Consider the following 17,652-nt stretch of genomic DNA (forward strand, 5'->3'; position numbering starts at 1 on the left):
AATCTCTGACAGTGCGACAAACTGAAGACAAGGAGGTACACCTCAACCCTGTCAATTCTGGCTCCGACAACACTGAAGAATCTGAAACCAGTGCAGCAGGTTCTAACAGGTTGTTTACCCTTACTGGCAGCAAAGTCAGTCATTCTGAACCTTGCGGTCCGAAAGCTACTGGAAGCTTTACAGGAAGTTCTACAGGAAGTTCTACAGGAAGCACCGAAGGCAGTCAGAATGTGACTTCCAGCGCTGGCCTTAACTTGGTAAACCAAACGGGTTTGCAGGCATTGCTTACCTTAAAAGATGTTGAAAAAGAATATGTTAAGGAAGAATTGAAGAAACTTGTTCAACAGCTTGATGAATTACACGTCGGTGTCAGTTTAAGGGGTAAAGTCTTTAACCTTAAAAGAAATATCTGTCAATACATTGATGGGGACTTAATCCTTGTGGGTAAACGTTTTTACTCAAAGGATATTCAATTAAGAAAAATAATAGCGGATGGCATTCAAGGAGTACTTCGGGATATCGCTATTTGGGCAGGGATCAACACCAGCAACCTGAAAGTACTGACCTATATTATTGAACAAGGGTTTCCCATCATTAACGGCCCTGCCTGGATGGATCCGAATCCTGAATCTATCGTTTACCTCCCTTTTGATACAATGATGAAACTGGTAGACAACTGCAACCCGTATTGTCCGGACCTATTATTTGTTAAGGCTATTTTCGCTGGTGCGGACTCTCAATTTGACGTTCTTACCCAGACGATTTTAACTCGATGCATGACTGATGGACTGTTTCAGGAAACAATCGCTAAATCAATACCAACCGTTTCACATACAAGGTTAATGGTGTTCTTCAATTACCTCCGTCAAAAATGTAATGCCAGAGATATGATTGAAGACTTATTCAGGCATAAGTTCAGCAACCACCGAACTTCAAATCTTCGCGAGATTTATAGATACAAAGACAGCATAATATTGCTTTTTGTTCTTGAAGCCATTGCACAACAATCACCGGATAAAGCCCGTACCCTTATTTGTTCATTTTCTCAGCGTGAACAGCAAGTGATGGCAATGACAGCTCTTTTGGGAGGACTGCATCAATCTACCGAATTATTATGTGGAATGGGTATTACCGTCACCAGCAAGGCGTTTAAGGAAGCATCCGTTAATTTAAAAAATTCTCCTTTTCTAATGGCCAAAGAGGCTGGATTGACCAATGAACGATTATTTATCAATACAGTAAATCGGGTAGCTCCATTTTTATGGACCTTGCCCGATAATGATGGGCTACAGTGGTCCAAGGATACAATTTTTCCCAATAAGAAAGGACATTCGTTTATCCATCTTGCCATGAAGCAAGCGTCCATTTACCAGGAGGGAAATCATGAATCGAAAAGATGGTCAGGCCCGGATCATACCAAACATTTGCGTCTGGGCGATGTAAGCCTGTGGGCGACAAAAATTTTTACGGTATTGGATGATACTATTTCTACCAACATTACGGGGCTTTTACAGAAAGATCCTCGTTATTGTGAGGCATGGAACATCCTGATCAGCAGGGCTAAATGCTGTAATGGCCTTACCCACCCTGATGATTTTATGAAATTCATGGACTGGCTGTTGATCGATGGCCTGTCACTGGTTCGAATGGAGCCGGAATACCGGAAGGAAGAGGCAGCCTTTACCACTCGCCAAAAAAGTTATCGCCCGGATCTGTGGCCGGATCCACATAGTCAGGTTTCAATAGATGAGCGACTGGTCTACTCAGCATCAGATGAGCTACTGGTAGCCTATAGCAAAGTCGTCACAACATTACATTTTGACATCATTGAATCATTTCTACGCCTTGCCCCTCCCGGCCATCGAACACATGTGCTGAATCACTGGTTAACTGATCCTGATTGTGCGAAACAGCGGGAAACCTTATTTCGCCAGTCTGTTTACCCCCTTAATAATTTGGAAAGTCCTAACATTTGGCAGTTGTTGCTATCATTGGATAAAGATTATCAACCACCGGAAAATCAGTTTGATAATGACTGGAAAAAACCGGGCAATCCGCAACAGTGGACAGCGCCGCCCCCGACAGTATCATTAACGGGAGAATCTACCGAGGTGCACGGACGTACGTTAGCCATTCAGCGTACGGATGATGGCTGGGATTACCTGGAGTTTCTCAGCGATACGGAAAAACCGGAAGAGCTGGCAAAAACGGGTAATAAAATCAGCCTGTTGGCATCCATAGCCAGTCAGTATGGCTTGAAAAGCTCGATTCCCCAAGTTGTCGGCAGATATCACTGGAGCAATGCGCCAATTGATTCGACAACAGTTACGCCTCCAGCCAAAAGGCCAAAATCCGGGGAGAAGTGTCGCGATATTGAAGGCAAGGCAGGTTATTGCCTTCACCTGAAATCAACCAAAGATTCACCTTTTCATTTATACCCCTGCGATCTCGATCCCGTAACACAGGCGGATCAGATTTTCGCGGGACTCTGTAACTTTGCCCATGATTGCGGTGTTTTATTCAGTTGCGGATTGTATGCTCCAGCAGTAATAACAGCAGACCGTGATTCCATGACTAGCAGAAAACACCATGTCCTTTCATCTTATGTGGATGCCCCTTTCGAGGGGATGATGCTTCAGTGGAAAAAAGCGTCAGAACATCCCAGTGCAGGTCCCGCAGGCATACGAAATGCGGGTGATACGAAAAGTATGATTGAGCTGGGTGAAGATTACTTTTTCTCCAAAAGATGTCAGAAGTTTCTTGATTTTGAACAATCAGAGGACCGGGCCAAGGTGGCATTTTCAGAACTGGCCAACAATGCCCAGGGACTGGTATTGCAATATGCCCGCTGTTTTCAACAACAGTTCGATCCTGACGACAGGGAGTCCATGCTGAATCATGAGCGTAAAATAAAGACAATTCTGACCACGCTGTTTCACAAGGCCTTTCCCCAATTCACAGAAGAGTGCGTGAATCAGGCCATGGATGAAAATGAGCTGCTGTCACAGGCTGTCAGAGAGGTCATCTACTGGTGTGGTCATGACGCCAGATTCATTAACGATATAAAACAAAACATAATTCCGAAATCCATATATCCGGGTTGTTCAGAAAGTACCAATATTGCTGATTTCAGTATATTGGCACGTCGTGAGCTGATTCCCGGAGTTGGTTTTGTCACATGGGATAACCAGCCAGACCTTGGCGTTCAATATGGCGTAAATCCATTGGTTGCGCTGAATGCCGTGATCGTCAAGTTACTGGCCTTAGGAGCCCTGACCACTTTGTGAGTTAAATCTCTAATGATTGCTTTGTTGGCATTTATCATCTCTTGCGGCCGGGAATTGTTACTGCGAGACATAATTCACCCTCTATACTTCGGATCGAAGGTATATCCGGGTGCGGAACTGACAACAATTTGCAGTCTTCAGAACGAGATCGGTCAATGCGTCATCATTGATGTATTCGCCAGCTCCCGGACCAGGCTTCTAAACGGGCAATATGCGCCAGGGTAAATACGGCCTCTTGCCCGGTACGGGAGGGGATTAATTGCCGCTTGCCAAACCGTTAAATACTGAGACTGCTGTTACTCAGGCAGTGGGTAACGAAATCAGGCCTGAAGTCCGGGATCTTGTCTGCTTCCATCGCTGGTGGGTTACCTTGCCGACGTTACCATTCGAGAACATCACCAGCCATTTATCAATTGAAGATATCAGCGCGTTCGCCCAAACATGCAAGGCAGTGGCCAGCCGATTGGTCGCCTGCGGACTGGAAGAAGTCCGCTACTTCCTCTCCTTACCAAAGGACAAACAGAATTCGTGTCAGACAATCATTCATTCTAACCGGCAACTCCTTCAGTACCTCAGGACGTTATCGATATTTTCCAGGCGCCACTTCCCTGTGCAGCTGAGCCCGGCCTTTTATGCCAGTTATACCCGGCATGTACGCCAGCAGATTATTGATGCAAAGGCACTTACCCTGAAACCCGTTGGCAGTTTGAATATGGATAGCTATGACAGGCATTATCATGATCTTGAGCTGTGCATCATTGCCGCAACCAGAGTGGATGGGTTCATTGATATTCTGACTCCGGATCGTCATGGTCACTGGTGCCGATCGGCTGAAATCAAATCCAATGAAATTTGCTATTTTGATCAGCAACGCGCTAACCATATTTTATTTATCCCACAGAAAGTGTCGAAAAGCCTGGTGGGAGAACCACCGCACAACAAAAACATCGGCAAAGACCACTTATTGTCCGTTTATGAATGTCACGATGATTCCTGGGTTGAGCAACAGCAATTGACCATCGGTGAGGTGTTTCCTCAAATCAGGACAATATTGAAGAATGACGTTTATCTGTATCCTATGAATGACTTCTATCTGTCACCGGATGCCAGCGCACTGGTCTGTGCGTACCAGTTGCGTGAAGTTGCCATTCTGGGTCGGGAAGCGGAAGGTCAGTGGGTAAATAAAGGCAGCATTACGACCCTTATTCATAACTTGTTGTTCAGTGATGACAGCCGTCATGTCGCGCTTTGGGATGGTTCATTCATCACGCTGATGGGCAAGTCAGACGATGGGGCCTGGTCAGAAACGGGTAAAATCATTGTTTCAGACACTGATATTGACATGAACTTCATCACCGATGCTGGTACTGAGTCTGATGATGAGTTTGAACTCAAGGTACTATTCAGCTCGGATAATCAGCATTTTGTCACATGGTTTGATAATGCTGGCGTTGATATTGATGACGTTGACATTCATCGAGATAATTTCTTTGTCGTTATCGCGGCCCTTGGTCCGGACGGAAAATGGCGTGAAAAGCAGAGAATTGTCAAAACCTGTGAGCCTCCGGCGACGTATTACCCCCTGGAACCTGCTTTTGGTCCCGATGGTCGGCTGCTGATTATCACCACCGATGACGGTGTTGAAATCTGGGAATTAAACAGTGAGGATCAATGGCTTCCAGCTGCTCAGGAGCAGTCCCATTGCGGTAAAGGCAGTGTTCATTTTTCTGTGTACCCGGATGAATTTATCAGCATAAACTGGCGTAATATATCAGTCTGGCGCAAGGCGGTGTCCGGAACCTGGGGCAAATCCCAAACATTTTCGGCTGGATCTCTGACCAGAGTCAGTCCTGACGGTGGTACCATTGTCTGTAATGAACCGTCAGGCCATACCGATATCCACCAACGCCAACCCTCCGGTGAGTGGATCAGTCAACGTATCGAATTTTCCATCAGGGATGGGTGTTTTAATAATGAGAGCTGCCTGCTTGCCGTTGTCCCACCCCTTGAAACCGAAACCGACCACCTGATTTTGCTGGGGGTGAATGCAGACGGGATCTGGCAGGAAAAGGACCGGTTGCCATCAGAACACAGAATTCATGCATTTTGTTTTAGCCCATGCAACCGCAGCATACAGATCGAAAGTGATCGCGGTGGCAATGGTGTCAGAATACAAAGTTTTTTTACTTTCTGGAGGATCGTCCCGGATCAAGGTTAACGTTCTCGGACTCACGAAATGGTCCCCCGAGATTACCCCGCAGTTTCATGCAACGGGCAAGCAAACCCAACCCTCCATCAAAACTCTGGCACTGCGGCTCATAATGGCTTTGGTCACTGACCATTGCCCATTATTCAGCACTGCTTCTGCCCCCACTTTCAAGGTACCCGAGGGGTGGCCAAAACGGACCGGGTTTCGTTTACCACCACCGGCAGCGAGGTTAACCAGGGTGCCCGGAATGGCGGCCGCAGTGCCAATGGCCACGGCAGCGGTACCCATCATGGCATGATGCAGTTTACCCATGGAGAGTGCCCTGACCAGCAGGTCGATCTCATCTTCAGAGACCTCGTTGCCGCTGGATGAGAGGTAACTTTTCGGTTCAGCAACAAAAGCGACTTTCGGCGTATGCTGTCGGGTTGCGGCTTCTTCCAGGCTGCTGATCAACCCCATCTGCAGGGCGCCATAAGCCCGGATGTTCTCAAACATGGCCTGTGCCTGCTTATCGCCGTTGATCACTTCCTGTAGTTCAGTCCCCTGGTAACCAATGTCAGCAGCATTGATAAAAATGGTGGGAATGCCGGCATTGATCAGGGTTGCCTTTAACGTCCCAACGCCGGGTACTTCAAGATCATCCACCAGATGACCTGTCGGGAACAGGGCACCTTCGCCATCGGCAGGATCGAGAAACTCAACCTGAACCTCGGCCGCCGGGAAAGTCACACCGTCCAGGACAAAATCCCCCGTTTCCTGAACCGCACCATTGGTCATTGGCACATGGGCAATAATGGTTTTTTTGATATTGGCCTGCCAGATCCTTACCGTTGCGATGCCATTGTCGGGTATCCGTTGCTTATCAACCAGACCGCTGGTGATGGCAAAGGCCCCGACAGCCGCCGTCAGGTTGCCGCAATTACCACTCCAGTCCACGACAGGTTGATCAATGGCTACCTGACCAAAGAGATAATCGACATCATGGTCAGGCTGACTGCTTTGCGACAGAATCACCGTTTTGCTGGTACTGGACGTGGCACCACCCATACCATCAATCTGCTTACCATAGGGGTCCGGACTGCCAATCACTCGAAGAAGCAGAGCATCACGGGCCTTACCCGGAACCTGTGCAGCTGGTGGCAGATCGGTGAGATTAAAAAAAACGCCCTTGCTGGTTCCGCCTCGCATATAAGTAGCAGGAACCTTGATTTGTGGAGGATGAGCCATGGAGAACAGCTCCTTCTGTTATAGGATTGTTGTGCTGGCCCTGATCAAGGGCCAGCGTGAGAGTCGTCAGGCAGCGGCTTCGGATTCCAGGAAGTCCCTGGCAAAACGCTGCAGTACACCACCGGCATCGTATACGGATACTTCTTCAGCGGTATCCAGGCGACAGGTTACCGGGACCTCAACAGTTTCTCCGCTGGTACGGTGAATCAACAGGCTCAGTGTTGCTCCGGGCGTCCGCTCACCGATAACATCGTAGGTTTCGCTGCCATCAAGCCCTAAGGTCTTGCGGGTTGTGCCAGCCTTGAATTCCAGGGGCAGCACACCCATACCCACCAGGTTGGTCCGGTGGATACGCTCGAACCCTTCTGCCACAATGGCCTCCACACCGGCAAGCCGAACCCCTTTGGCAGCCCAGTCACGGGATGATCCCTGCCCATAATCCGCACCGGCAACAATAATCAGCGACTGGCGACGCTCCATATAGGTCTCGATGGCTTCCCACATCCGTGTTTCTGTGCCTTCGGGCTCAATTCTGGCCAAAGAGCCCTGCCTGACTTCGCCATTAGCATCCAGACACATTTCATTGAGCAGCTTTGGGTTGGCAAAGGTGGCTCGTTGCGCCGTCAGATGGTCACCCCGGTGGGTGGCATAGGAGTTAAAGTCTTCTTCCGGCAGCCCCATTTTCGCCAGATATTCCCCCGCCGCACTGCTGGCAAGAATCGCATTGGAAGGCGACAGGTGATCGGTGGTGATGTTATCGCCCAGAATCGCCAGAGGGCGCAAGCCTTTCAGGGTGCGCTCACCAGCCAGAGCCCCTTCCCAATAGGGAGGACGGCGAATGTAGGTACTCATGGAACGCCAGTGGTAGAGAGGACTTTCGGCCTGCTCCGCCTTGCCCAGATCAAACATGGGAATATAAACCTGGTTAAACTGCTCTGGTTTTACGGATTCAGCAACAATTGCGTCAATCTCTTCATCGCTGGGCCAGATGTCTTTCAAAGTGATGGGATTGCCATCCTGATCAGTACCCAATGCACCCTTTTCAATATCAAAGCGCACCGTACCGGCAATCGCATAAGCCACCACCAACGGTGGCGAGGCAAGGAAAGCCTGCCTGGCGTAGGGATGAATCCGTCCATCAAAGTTACGGTTGCCAGAGAGAACAGCCGTTGCATAAAGATCCCGATCTATGACTTCCTGCTGAATCTCCGGATCAAGAGCCCCACTCATACCGTTACAGGTGGTACAGGCGTAGGCGACAATGCCAAAGCCCAGTTTCTCCATTTCAGAAAGAAGACCTGCGTCCTCAAGATAGAGCCTGGCGACTTTAGAGCCCGGAGCGAATGAAGACTTCACCCAGGGTTTCCGCACCAGCCCGAGCTCGTTAGCTTTTCGGGCCACCAAACCGGCGGCAACCACATTACGGGGATTACTGGTATTGGTACAGCTGGTGATAGCCGCAATGATGATGGCACCATCGGGCATTAAGCCTTCTTGCTCATCTTCTTTTTTATAAGGCCCTGCAACGCCACGACTTGCCAGCTCAGAGGTCGGCAAACGACGGTGTGGGTTGGATGGCCCGGCCATATTCCGGCAAACCGCAGAGAGATCAAAGGTCAGCACCCGCTCATAGTCGGCGGTTTTCAGATCATCAGCCCACAGTCCGGTAGTTTTGGCGTAATTCTCCACCAGGGCCACCTGTTCAGGCTCCCGGCCGGTCAACTTAAGATAATCAATGGTCTGTTCATCGATATAGAACATCCCGGCGGAAGCACCAAACTCCGGGGTCATATTGGCAATGGTGGCACGATCACCAATGGTAAGATTGGCAGCCCCTTCGCCAAAAAACTCCAGGTAAGATGAAACCACACGCTCATTTCTCAGGAATTCAGTCAGGGCCAACACGATGTCGGTGGCGGTAATACCCGGCTGTCGGTGCCCTGTCAGCTCAACACCGACAATATCAGGAAGGCGCATCATGGAAGGACGGCCCAGCATCACCGTTTCCGCTTCCAGGCCACCAACACCAATGGCGATAACGCCAAGGGCATCGACATGGGGCGTATGACTGTCGGTACCGACACAGGTATCCGGATAGGCGACACCATCACGGGCCTGGATAACCGGAGACATTTTCTCCAGGTTGATCTGATGCATGATGCCATTACCCGCGGGAATCACATCGACATTCTCAAAGGCGGTTTTGCTCCACTCGATAAAGTGGAAACGGTCTTCATTGCGACGATCTTCTATAGCCCGGTTCTTTGCCAATGCCTCCGGATCAAAACCGCCATATTCAACGGCCAGCGAGTGGTCAACAATCAACTGGGTTGGCACCACCGGGTTAACCCTGGCAGGATCACCGCCCTGCCCGGCAATGGCGTCTCGCAATCCGGCAAGATCCACCAGGGCGGTCTGGCCAAGAATGTCATGGCAGACAACCCGGGCCGGATACCAGGGGAAGTCCAGGTCACGCTTACGCTCAATGATCTGCTTCAGGGAGTCAGTCAGAGTAGCCGGATTACAGCGGCGAACCAGCTGCTCGGCCAGTACTCTGGAGGTATAGGGTAAGGTGTTATAGGTGCCCGGCTGAATCGCTTCCACGGCTGCACGGGTATCATAATAGTCCAGCTGGGTGCCGGGTAAGGGTTTACGAAAATCAGTGTTCATACGTCGAACGTCCACCGGGCAAATAATTTATTGTTATAAACTACGCAGACCACAAAGAACACAAAGACAGCTTTTTTCTCTGGTGGTCTTTGTGGTTAATCGCGGTCTTCAATAGCGACCCATTCTGCGCTTTCCGGTCCGGTATAGTCGGCAGATGGTCGGATAATGCGGTTGTTAGCACGCTGCTCCATAACGTGAGCGGTCCAGCCAGCCACCCGCGAACAAACAAAGATCGGAGTAAACAACTTGGTAGGAATGCCCATAAAGTTGTAGGCCGAAGCGTGGAAGAAGTCAGCATTACAGAACAATTTCTTCTCCCGCCACATAACCGCCTCAACACGCTCGGAAACGGCATAAAGGTACTGATCACCCACCTGTTCAGACAACTTCCGCGACCACTGTTTGATGATGGCATTACGGGGATCAGACTCACGATAAATGGCATGGCCAAAGCCCATAATCTTATCCTTGCGGGCCAGCATACCCATGATCTTCTCTTCGGCCTCCTCAGGTGAGCGCCAGTTCTCGATCATTGCCATAGCTGCTTCGTTAGCGCCACCGTGGAGAGGACCACGCAGTGAACCGATGGCACCGGTCACACAGCTGTGAATATCAGAAAGGGTGGAAGCACAAACACGACCGGTAAAGGTTGAAGCATTGAACTCATGCTCGGCATAAAGCACCAGGGAAGCGTGTATGACCTGCACATGGAGTGGCTCAGGCTTTTTGTTATGCAGAGTCCAGAGAAACTGCTCAGCGATGGAGTCAGCATCGGTATCAACATCGACCCGAACACCGTTATGGCTGAAGTTGTACCAGTAGTTGATCATGCCGGGGAAAATGGCCAGCATGCGGTCAATATGATCGTTCTGCTGTGAGAAATCCTGTTCGGTTTCCAGGTTACCCAGCATTGAACAACCGGTACGCATTACATCCATTGGGTGAGCATCTGCGGGAATCTGTTCGAGTACCGTTTTCAGAGCATCGGGCAGAGAGCGAAGCCCTTTCAGCCTGGTTTTGTAGGCGTCCAGTTCAGCCTGGTTTGGCAGTTTGCCATAAAGCAGAAGATAAGCGACTTCTTCAAACTGGGCATTGTCGGCCAGCTCTTTGATATCGTAACCACGGTAAGTGAGGCCCGAACCGGTTTTGCCAACGGTGCAGAGCGCGGTTTCACCGGCTGACTGACCACGCAAACCGGCACCGCTTAATTTTTTTTCCCCAGAGTTCGTCGACATAGTACTTCTCCGTTTTTTTATTTCGTGCACTTGCTGATTATCATGGCACCAGAAGGTACCGGTTATTATTGTTATTGCCTGAAAAAAGACTTCCCTCAAATTGACGATAAAACTGCCGGGCATCGGTTAATCACGCCTTAGCAGCTGACAATTTATGGGTTCAGGAACTCCCTGGTTTTCACCAGCTGTTCACGCTCCTGGAAGGTCATCATGCCGTCGGCGATAGCGCCACTGTTACCGTCACGCCTGATCACCTGCAGTACTTCCCGCATCGCGGTCACAGCAGCCCGCTGCAGGTCAGAAGGAATAATGATCAGCTGATAGCCCATCGCTTTCAGGTCTTCAGTAGGTACCAGCGGTGTTTTACCGCTATAGAACATATTAATCAGCTTGGGACCGGGAGCCTGTTTGGCAATGTCTTCAATCTGCCCAATGGTTTGTGGTGCCTCAACAAACAGCATATCCGCCCCTGCTTCGACATAAGCCCTGGCACGATCCAAAGCATCGTCAAAACCGGTAACGGCAATGGCATCGGTACGGGCAATCACGGTGACATCGCCGGCATACTTCCTGGCCACCGAGACTTTCTTACACATCTCGTCTACAGATACCAGAGACTTGCCGTCCAGATGCCCGCAGCGCTTGGGAAACTCCTGGTCTTCCAGATGAAAAGCACTGACGCCCGCATTGGCAAAAAGCTCCACGGTGCGTTTGACATTCACCTCGTTGCCAAAACCGGTATCCGCATCGGCAATGACTGGCAGAGAGGTGGCTGCCACAATCTGACGAACCCGGTCAACCACTTCCGTCAGTGTCAGCAGACCAATATCAGGCACACCGGTACTGCGGGCAATGGCACCACCACTGGCGTATAGCGCTGAGAAACCGGCTTCTTCACCGAGCCGGGCCGAAATACCATCGTAAACCCCGGGAGCGGTGACAATGCCCTGCTCAGCGATCAACCGACTCAAGGCATTATTCTTTTGATTCATGGCGTTACCTCTGGTTCTTAATTCTTGATATATAGAGTGTTAACAGCAGCATTATCCATGTTGCGGACCCTGTCGACGTCATAAACACCATAGAGCATGGTTGCCAATATTTTAAACCGAGATATTTATACCGAACTTTACTCAGCACTTCTACCTGCATTGAAAACAACATATAACTAAATCAGTGACATATAGATCAAAATGGCTTATTCAAAAAACATCTCAGAAAAGCTGCATTGTGTTGAGCTAAAAGGCTAGGCTTGTTACGCAGAGGAGTTTTTAACTCACTCTGCCTCTTGACGTTTGGTAACAGTGAATTTGGTAACAGTGAAAAGAGTCAGGCTGAGAACTGTTTGAATGCCTGACCTTTGCTCCCTGTCAATCGCACGGGACCGAATTTAACTCTAATAAATCCTAAGGAGTCATATCTTGGAAACGACGACAAGAAGTGCACCTTACACATACAACCACTGTACCTAAAAACGGTACTAGTTGAGATACTATCGTACGGTTTTACGTGCAGTTGTTGACAGGGAAGTTATATAGCTACCACCATTCCAACAACCGATGATTAGCACTTGATGGCTGGTTCATGGATTGCAGGTGATGGCATAGTGCCCCGGCACCAGTTAAAATGCCGACTGTTTTGTTCGGACACCTGTATGAAGACGCTGACAATTCTGGAACTGGAATATAAAGACGATACCAGTCTCTACTTTGAACATTTTATTCACCTCCCTTATCCATGTTTTCTGGATAGCTCGGTATTCGATGGAATGCAGGCAGTCTATAAAGATCATTCCAGCCGTTATGACATTATGACCGCAGCTCCAGAAATGCACTTCACCTTCACCCCGGAAGGTGATTTGATGATTGAAGATCTTATTCAACAAAAAACAGAAACTGTTTCTGGAGCTGAACCTTTTGCGCCATTGCCAAAACGGCTTAATGCCATGAGCAAAGTCGACAATGCCGGATTGCCTTTTGTTGGAGGCATGGTTGGTTATTGGGGATATGAACTGTGTGAACACCTTGAGCCGGACCGAATAGCCCATCGAGACAGTTCAACACCGCTGATGTCCGTCGGGCTCTATCAGTGGGCGCTGATCTGTGATCATAAGGAACGACGAGCCTGTCTGGTGTTTCATCCTGATATACCCGAATCATTGAAAACTGAAATTCTGCAAGCTATTGACCATAAAGTCAGGAAGTCAGACCGCTCACCATTCAAACTGCTCGACAGATTCACCCCGACACAAACCCCGGCTGAATACCAGTGCGCATTTCAGCAAATTCAGGACTATATTGTGGCGGGAGATTGCTATGAGGTGAATCTTACCCAGCGGTTTACTGCGCCCTATAGCGGCGATTCCTGGGAAGCATTTAAAAAGCTCAGAACCGTCACCAAAGCGCCCTACTCTGCGTTTATTGCACGCCCTGATCTGAGCATTCTCAGCCATTCTCCGGAGCAGTTTATCCGACTGAAAAACGGTCATGTTGCCACCAAGCCCATCAAGGGTACCCGTCCCAGGGGCCGTTCTCCTGAAGAAGACCGAGCCATTGCTGAAGAGCTACAACATAGCCAGAAGGATCAATCGGAAAACCTGATGATTGTCGATCTGCTGAGAAACGATCTTGGTAAGGTCTGCAAGACAGGTACCGTGTCAGTACCCCGATTATTTGCCCTGGAAAGTTATGCCAACGTGCATCACCTGGTCAGTACTGTGAAGGGCCAACTGATGGACGATTATGATGCATTTGACCTGCTGGGAAGCACATTCCCCGGTGGTTCGATTACCGGAGCGCCAAAAATACGATCCATGGAGATTATCAGGGAGCTGGAACCGGTAGCCCGCACTGTTTACTGTGGCTCCATCGGCTATATCAGCTGTGATGGTAATATGGATACCAGCATCACCATACGGACGATTCTGGCAAAAGATGGCGAATTGCACTGCTGGGGAGGTGGGGCGATTGTTGCTGACTCTGACTGTGAATCGGAATACCAGGAGTCCATTACTAAAGTAAAAAATCTGATGAGTAAGTTAGAAACCTGCTTACAAAAACATTGATCTTCACAGGCCACATGGCAGTGGCCTTGCCAATAATAATTGCCACTGCTCAGTCCAACCCGATTGATGATCTGCATTGACTCTCTCTACATTTATGCAGGAAGTATCTTCAAATGCTTCAAGATAATGCTGGCTGACCTGAACCGGGACTACCGAATCCCTGGCTCCCAAAAAGTGAATTTGTGCTATCGACGATAATTGAGCACTAAAATCGACCGGATTCAGTGCCGCAGGCATTTCGGATACACCATGGTGACGGTTTAAAAACTCAGGAGAGAGGTTGCCCGCTACCGTACGAACACTTGCAACATCATTTCTATGTGCGGCGATTAACAGAGCCAACGCTCCACCACCAGAATAACCGACCAATTCCAGCTTTTCATACTGCCCACTCTCTTTAAGAGATTCCACAGCAGTATTGATGACTTTGAGTACTTTCGGGCTGTAACGTTTGAAAGTCCATACCTGCCTGCTGCAATTTTCATTCATAACGTACTGGCAGGGCTGGGCAATATAAGCAAGATCAGGTGATTTATCCTGTAGCATCAAATGATGAACAAGCCTGTTAACCGGAGTTGGATCCATTGACGGACGATTGGACCTTAACCAGGCACGACCATCCCCTTCAATATAAATTCTAAGGGTTCGAGTGACTGATTTTTCCGGTGCCCAGGTATAAATTGGCCAGTAAGCCTGATCATAAACAACAACACTTAATGACTGCCGCAAGTCCCCGGAATTCACTTCAGGCATACTTTGCTGACTGGCACATCCTGCGATCAAACAGAGCCAGAACCACATTGTTATTTTTATTACCGTTATTTTATTCATTGAGGCAATAACTGACGCACAGAACTGTGCGCTCCTTGCCTCAACCCCGTGCCGCAAGCAAAGCTGTGCGCAGATCATCGTAGTTGGTGATGGAGGGATATTGGGAAAACTCCGCAATCACGTTATCGGGTGCCTTGAACAGAAAACCGGCATCTGCTTCAGAGAGCATGGTGGTGTCATTGTAGGAGTCACCCGCAGCAAGAACCCGGTAATTGAGGCTTTTCAGTGCTTTTACCGATGCACGTTTCGGGTCTTTCTGTCTTAACTTATAGCCGGTTACCTTCCCTGATTCTGCTACCTCCAGGCGATGGCAGAACAGTGTCGGACGACCCAGCTGAACCATAAATGGGTCGGCAAACTCATAAAAAGTATCCGACAGGATAATTAACTGGAATTCACTGCGCAGCCAGTTGACAAAATCCACAGCGCCTTCCAGCGGCTTCATGCCGGAAATCACTGCCTGAATTTCATTCAACCCGAGTTTATGTTTATCCAGTATGGATAAGCGCATGGTCATCAGCTCATCGTAATCGGGAATATCACGTGTCGTTGCCCTGAGTTCATCAATACCGGTATGGGTAGCAAATTCAATCCAGATTTCCGGAATCAGTACACCTTCAAGGTCAAGACAGACGACATCCATTGGTTATTCTCTCTTTGATGGTTAGACTTATTGCGGCCTGACAGGCTGGTTGAGAATATAGCATAAACACCTATAAATATAGATATTGATTCTATTATCAACTAAATAACCGCTGCTACAATAAACAACCATCGGCAAATGAAAACCATCCCCCGGGAGAACTGGATTATGAAAATCACCATGGTCAAAAAGATAATGGCCGATGGCAACCTCTGCAAAAAATGCCAGGAAGTGCAGGAAAGACTGGAGAGTTCAGGTCATATCAATCGCATTGATCAATTTGTCACCGCCGTTGATGGCGACCCGGACAGCACAGGTGCTTTACTGGCAAATTTGTACCAGGTAGATAAAGCACCTTTTTTCATTGTTGAAGAAGAAGGCAGTGAGCCAGCGATTTACACCATCTATTTTAAGCTGGTAAAGGAAGTACTGGAAAAAGCGGCTTGAACCAAGCCGCTTATAAGGTAGTTACTGGTTTGGTAGCTGAACATGTGAAAAGAGCTCATCCACTTCCGCCTTGTTATGACGAAGGATTGCTTCCTGAACTACATCTTTGGTCAGGTGAGGGGCAAACTCTTCAATAAAGTCGTACATAAATCCACGCAGGAAAGTACCACGCCGGAACCCGATCTTGGTAATGCTTGGCTCAAACAGGTGATCAGCATTCAGGGGTACAAGGTCTGAATCCAGTTCGGGATCGTAGGCCATTTTGGCAATGATCCCGACGCCCAGCCCAAGGCGCACATAGGTTTTGATCACGTCAGCGTCGGTGGCAGTAAACACTACCCTGGGTGACAACCCTTCATTCATAAAGGCTTCATCCAGCTTGGAGCGACCTGTAAATCCGAAAACATAGGTGACCAGGGCATACCGGGCAATATCTTTCAGGCTCAATTCAGATACCTGGGTCAGAGGATGATCCCTGGGTACAAGAATACAGCGATTCCAGCGATAGCATGGCATCATCACCAGGTCATTGAACAGATCCAGTGCTTCCGTTGCGATAGCAAAGTCAACGGAACCGTCTGCTGCCATTTCGGCAATTTGGATGGGTGTGCCCTGATGCATGTGAAGGGCAACATCGGGATACTGACCAATAAACTGCCGGATAATGCCCGGCAAGGCATAGCGAGCCTGCGTGTGGGTTGTGGCAATGGACAGACTGCCCTTTCGCTCGTCACTGAATTCCTGGGCAACCTGCTTGATCGACTCAACTTTTCTAAGGATCTCACCGGCTGTATCAATGATTTTCTCACCGGCCGGGGTAATACGGGTGAGATGCTTGCCACTTCGGGCAAAAACCTCAACGCCAAGTTCATCTTCCAAAAGCCGGATTTGTTTGCTTATACCGGGCTGAGAAGTGTATAGACTCTGCGCTGTAGCTGATACGTTGAGATCGTGGTGGGCGACCTCCCAGATATAGCGCAGTTGTTGCAGCTTCATTGATGGCCTCCGGTCGGGCAGGTTGTGCTGACAAAAATGAATAGATTGAAACAGGATCCGTTAGTTCTATAAAGCATAAAAGAATGACATTAAATTCTTTTCCAGAATACAAGCCAGTCAATATAGTTACCAGCGAATCATCAATTTTTAGTCAATATTTTCAAACATCGCCTTGGCTAGTTATAACTTTAGACCATAGATTTTGGGATGCTTATGGATTTTTTAACATATATTGCCACCGGTGCCGGCGTTGGTTTTGCGGTTGGCCTGACAGGTATCGGCGGTGGTTCATTGATGACACCACTGCTGTTAATGTTTGGCTTTCCGGCTCATATCGCCATTGGAACGGATCTGATGTATGCAGCCATTACCAAGTCAACCGGAGTCATTGTCCATCATCGTCAGAAAAGTATTGACTGGACACTGGTCAAAACGCTCTGTGCTGGCAGTCTTCCTGCCACAGTCCTGACAATTGTGCTGCTCAAGTTTTTTTTTGACAGAAGCGCTGATTATAGCCCGATCCTTACATTATGCCTTGGGATAATGTTAACCCTCACTGCGCTGTCGCTATTTATGAGTCCTTTTTTGAAAAGAAGACAGCTCTCTCGTGTCTCGATGATTCCAAAGAAATATCAGACACCTTTAACATTTATTGCCGGTATCTTCCTCGGGGTTCTGGTCACACTTTCATCGGTGGGGGCCGGGGCACTGGGCACTGCCGCTATTGTTCTGCTCTATCCGCTGCTGAAACCCGTCAAGGTAGTGGGTAGCGACCTGGCTCATGCGGTACCGTTAACGTTGCTTGCAGGCTTTGGCCATATCTGGCTGGGTAATGTCGATTTTGTGCTGTTAGGCAGCCTTTTGATTGGCTCTATCCCTGCTATTTATGTAGGAACCCGTGTCGGCATGAAGCTACCGGATACCTTCATGCGCATCATATTGGCCATTATTTTGCTCGGACTGGGCCTGAAATACCTTTTTTAACCCTATCCAGGGTTGCAGGCCTGTGTCAGTTTGAATAAAGTGGAAATCCCTCACCAGGC

At 48.8% G+C, this 17,652-nt stretch carries 12 protein-coding genes; 5 read left to right on the forward strand and 7 right to left on the reverse strand.

The genetic code is table 11. The features are described 5' to 3' along the window. The first annotated feature begins 326 nt into the window (after positions 1–326). Together O3276_RS03515 and O3276_RS03520 are read left to right on the forward strand one after the other, a co-directional pair. Positions 327–3,287, forward strand: a complete 2,961-nt coding sequence (locus tag O3276_RS03515) for a hypothetical protein (protein WP_269674395.1) — start codon at positions 327–329, stop codon at positions 3,285–3,287. Positions 3,288–3,546: 259 nt separating this feature from the next. After that, positions 3,547–5,505 carry a WD40 repeat domain-containing protein gene (locus O3276_RS03520; protein WP_269674396.1) on the forward strand — a complete coding sequence of 653 codons (1,959 nt, stop codon included), beginning with the start codon at positions 3,547–3,549 and terminating at the stop codon, positions 5,503–5,505. 45 nt (positions 5,506–5,550) lie between these two features. On the opposite strand, the gene prpF is transcribed toward O3276_RS03520, so the two are convergent. The 4 genes from prpF to O3276_RS03540 all read right to left on the reverse strand — a co-directional run bounded on the left by prpF (position 5,551) and on the right by O3276_RS03540 (position 11,620). After that, complete coding sequence (prpF, locus tag O3276_RS03525) at positions 5,551–6,723, reverse strand: 2-methylaconitate cis-trans isomerase PrpF (RefSeq protein WP_269674397.1); 1,173 nt, start codon at positions 6,721–6,723, stop codon at positions 5,551–5,553. A 66-nt stretch (positions 6,724–6,789) separates the two neighbouring features. Continuing rightward, entirely contained in the window at positions 6,790–9,393 is a 2,604-nt protein-coding gene (gene acnD, locus O3276_RS03530; RefSeq protein ID WP_269674398.1) for a Fe/S-dependent 2-methylisocitrate dehydratase AcnD, read from the reverse strand. 95 nt (positions 9,394–9,488) lie between these two features. Next, positions 9,489–10,628, reverse strand: a complete 1,140-nt coding sequence (prpC, locus tag O3276_RS03535) for a bifunctional 2-methylcitrate synthase/citrate synthase (RefSeq protein ID WP_269674399.1) — start codon at positions 10,626–10,628, stop codon at positions 9,489–9,491. Between the two features lie 152 nt (positions 10,629–10,780). After that, entirely contained in the window at positions 10,781–11,620 is an 840-nt protein-coding gene (locus O3276_RS03540; protein WP_269674400.1) for an isocitrate lyase/PEP mutase family protein, read from the reverse strand. A 662-nt stretch (positions 11,621–12,282) separates the two neighbouring features. Between O3276_RS03540 and pabB the strand changes: the two genes are divergently transcribed. Continuing rightward, on the forward strand, positions 12,283–13,692 hold the full coding sequence (pabB, locus tag O3276_RS03545) for an aminodeoxychorismate synthase component I (protein WP_269674401.1): 1,410 nt from the start codon (positions 12,283–12,285) through the stop codon (positions 13,690–13,692). A 3-nt stretch (positions 13,693–13,695) separates the two neighbouring features. Here pabB and O3276_RS03550 read toward each other — a convergent pair whose 3' ends face one another. Both O3276_RS03550 and thrH read right to left on the reverse strand, forming a co-directional pair. Then, on the reverse strand, positions 13,696–14,445 hold the full coding sequence (locus O3276_RS03550; protein WP_269674402.1) for an alpha/beta fold hydrolase: 750 nt from the start codon (positions 14,443–14,445) through the stop codon (positions 13,696–13,698). 118 nt (positions 14,446–14,563) lie between these two features. After that, a complete protein-coding gene (thrH, locus tag O3276_RS03555; protein WP_269674403.1) occupies positions 14,564–15,166 on the reverse strand; it encodes a bifunctional phosphoserine phosphatase/homoserine phosphotransferase ThrH in 603 nt (200 codons plus the stop codon). Positions 15,167–15,334: 168 nt separating this feature from the next. Between thrH and O3276_RS03560 the strand changes: the two genes are divergently transcribed. Then, the gene (locus tag O3276_RS03560) at positions 15,335–15,613 is read left to right on the forward strand and encodes a hypothetical protein (RefSeq protein WP_269674404.1); all 279 of its coding nucleotides are present in this window, start codon (positions 15,335–15,337) and stop codon (positions 15,611–15,613) included. Between the two features lie 21 nt (positions 15,614–15,634). On the opposite strand, the gene cysB is transcribed toward O3276_RS03560, so the two are convergent. Further along, positions 15,635–16,609, reverse strand: a complete 975-nt coding sequence (gene cysB / locus O3276_RS03565) for an HTH-type transcriptional regulator CysB (RefSeq protein WP_269674405.1) — start codon at positions 16,607–16,609, stop codon at positions 15,635–15,637. Between the two features lie 213 nt (positions 16,610–16,822). Between cysB and O3276_RS03570 the strand changes: the two genes are divergently transcribed. Further along, positions 16,823–17,593: a sulfite exporter TauE/SafE family protein gene (locus O3276_RS03570; RefSeq protein WP_269674406.1), complete on the forward strand. Its 771-nt coding sequence runs from the start codon at positions 16,823–16,825 to the stop codon at positions 17,591–17,593. Positions 17,594–17,652: the final 59 nt, after the last annotated feature.

This window comes from Endozoicomonas sp. GU-1 (genome assembly GCF_027366395.1).
Classification (GTDB): domain Bacteria; phylum Pseudomonadota; class Gammaproteobacteria; order Pseudomonadales; family Endozoicomonadaceae; genus Endozoicomonas.

Coding starts and splice junctions, on each gene's coding strand:
- acnD (WP_269674398.1), bottom strand. CDS start 9,393: ATGAACACTGATTTTCGTAAACCCTTACCCGGCACCCAGCTGGACTAT.
- O3276_RS03570 (WP_269674406.1), top strand. CDS start 16,823: ATGGATTTTTTAACATATATTGCCACCGGTGCCGGCGTTGGTTTTGCG.
- O3276_RS03550 (WP_269674402.1), bottom strand. CDS start 14,445: ATGCCTGAAGTGAATTCCGGGGACTTGCGGCAGTCATTAAGTGTTGTT.
- thrH (WP_269674403.1), bottom strand. CDS start 15,166: ATGGATGTCGTCTGTCTTGACCTTGAAGGTGTACTGATTCCGGAAATC.
- O3276_RS03560 (WP_269674404.1), top strand. CDS start 15,335: ATGAAAATCACCATGGTCAAAAAGATAATGGCCGATGGCAACCTCTGC.
- cysB (WP_269674405.1), bottom strand. CDS start 16,609: ATGAAGCTGCAACAACTGCGCTATATCTGGGAGGTCGCCCACCACGAT.
- O3276_RS03540 (WP_269674400.1), bottom strand. CDS start 11,620: ATGAATCAAAAGAATAATGCCTTGAGTCGGTTGATCGCTGAGCAGGGC.
- pabB (WP_269674401.1), top strand. CDS start 12,283: ATGAAGACGCTGACAATTCTGGAACTGGAATATAAAGACGATACCAGT.
- prpF (WP_269674397.1), bottom strand. CDS start 6,723: ATGGCTCATCCTCCACAAATCAAGGTTCCTGCTACTTATATGCGAGGC.
- prpC (WP_269674399.1), bottom strand. CDS start 10,628: ATGTCGACGAACTCTGGGGAAAAAAAATTAAGCGGTGCCGGTTTGCGT.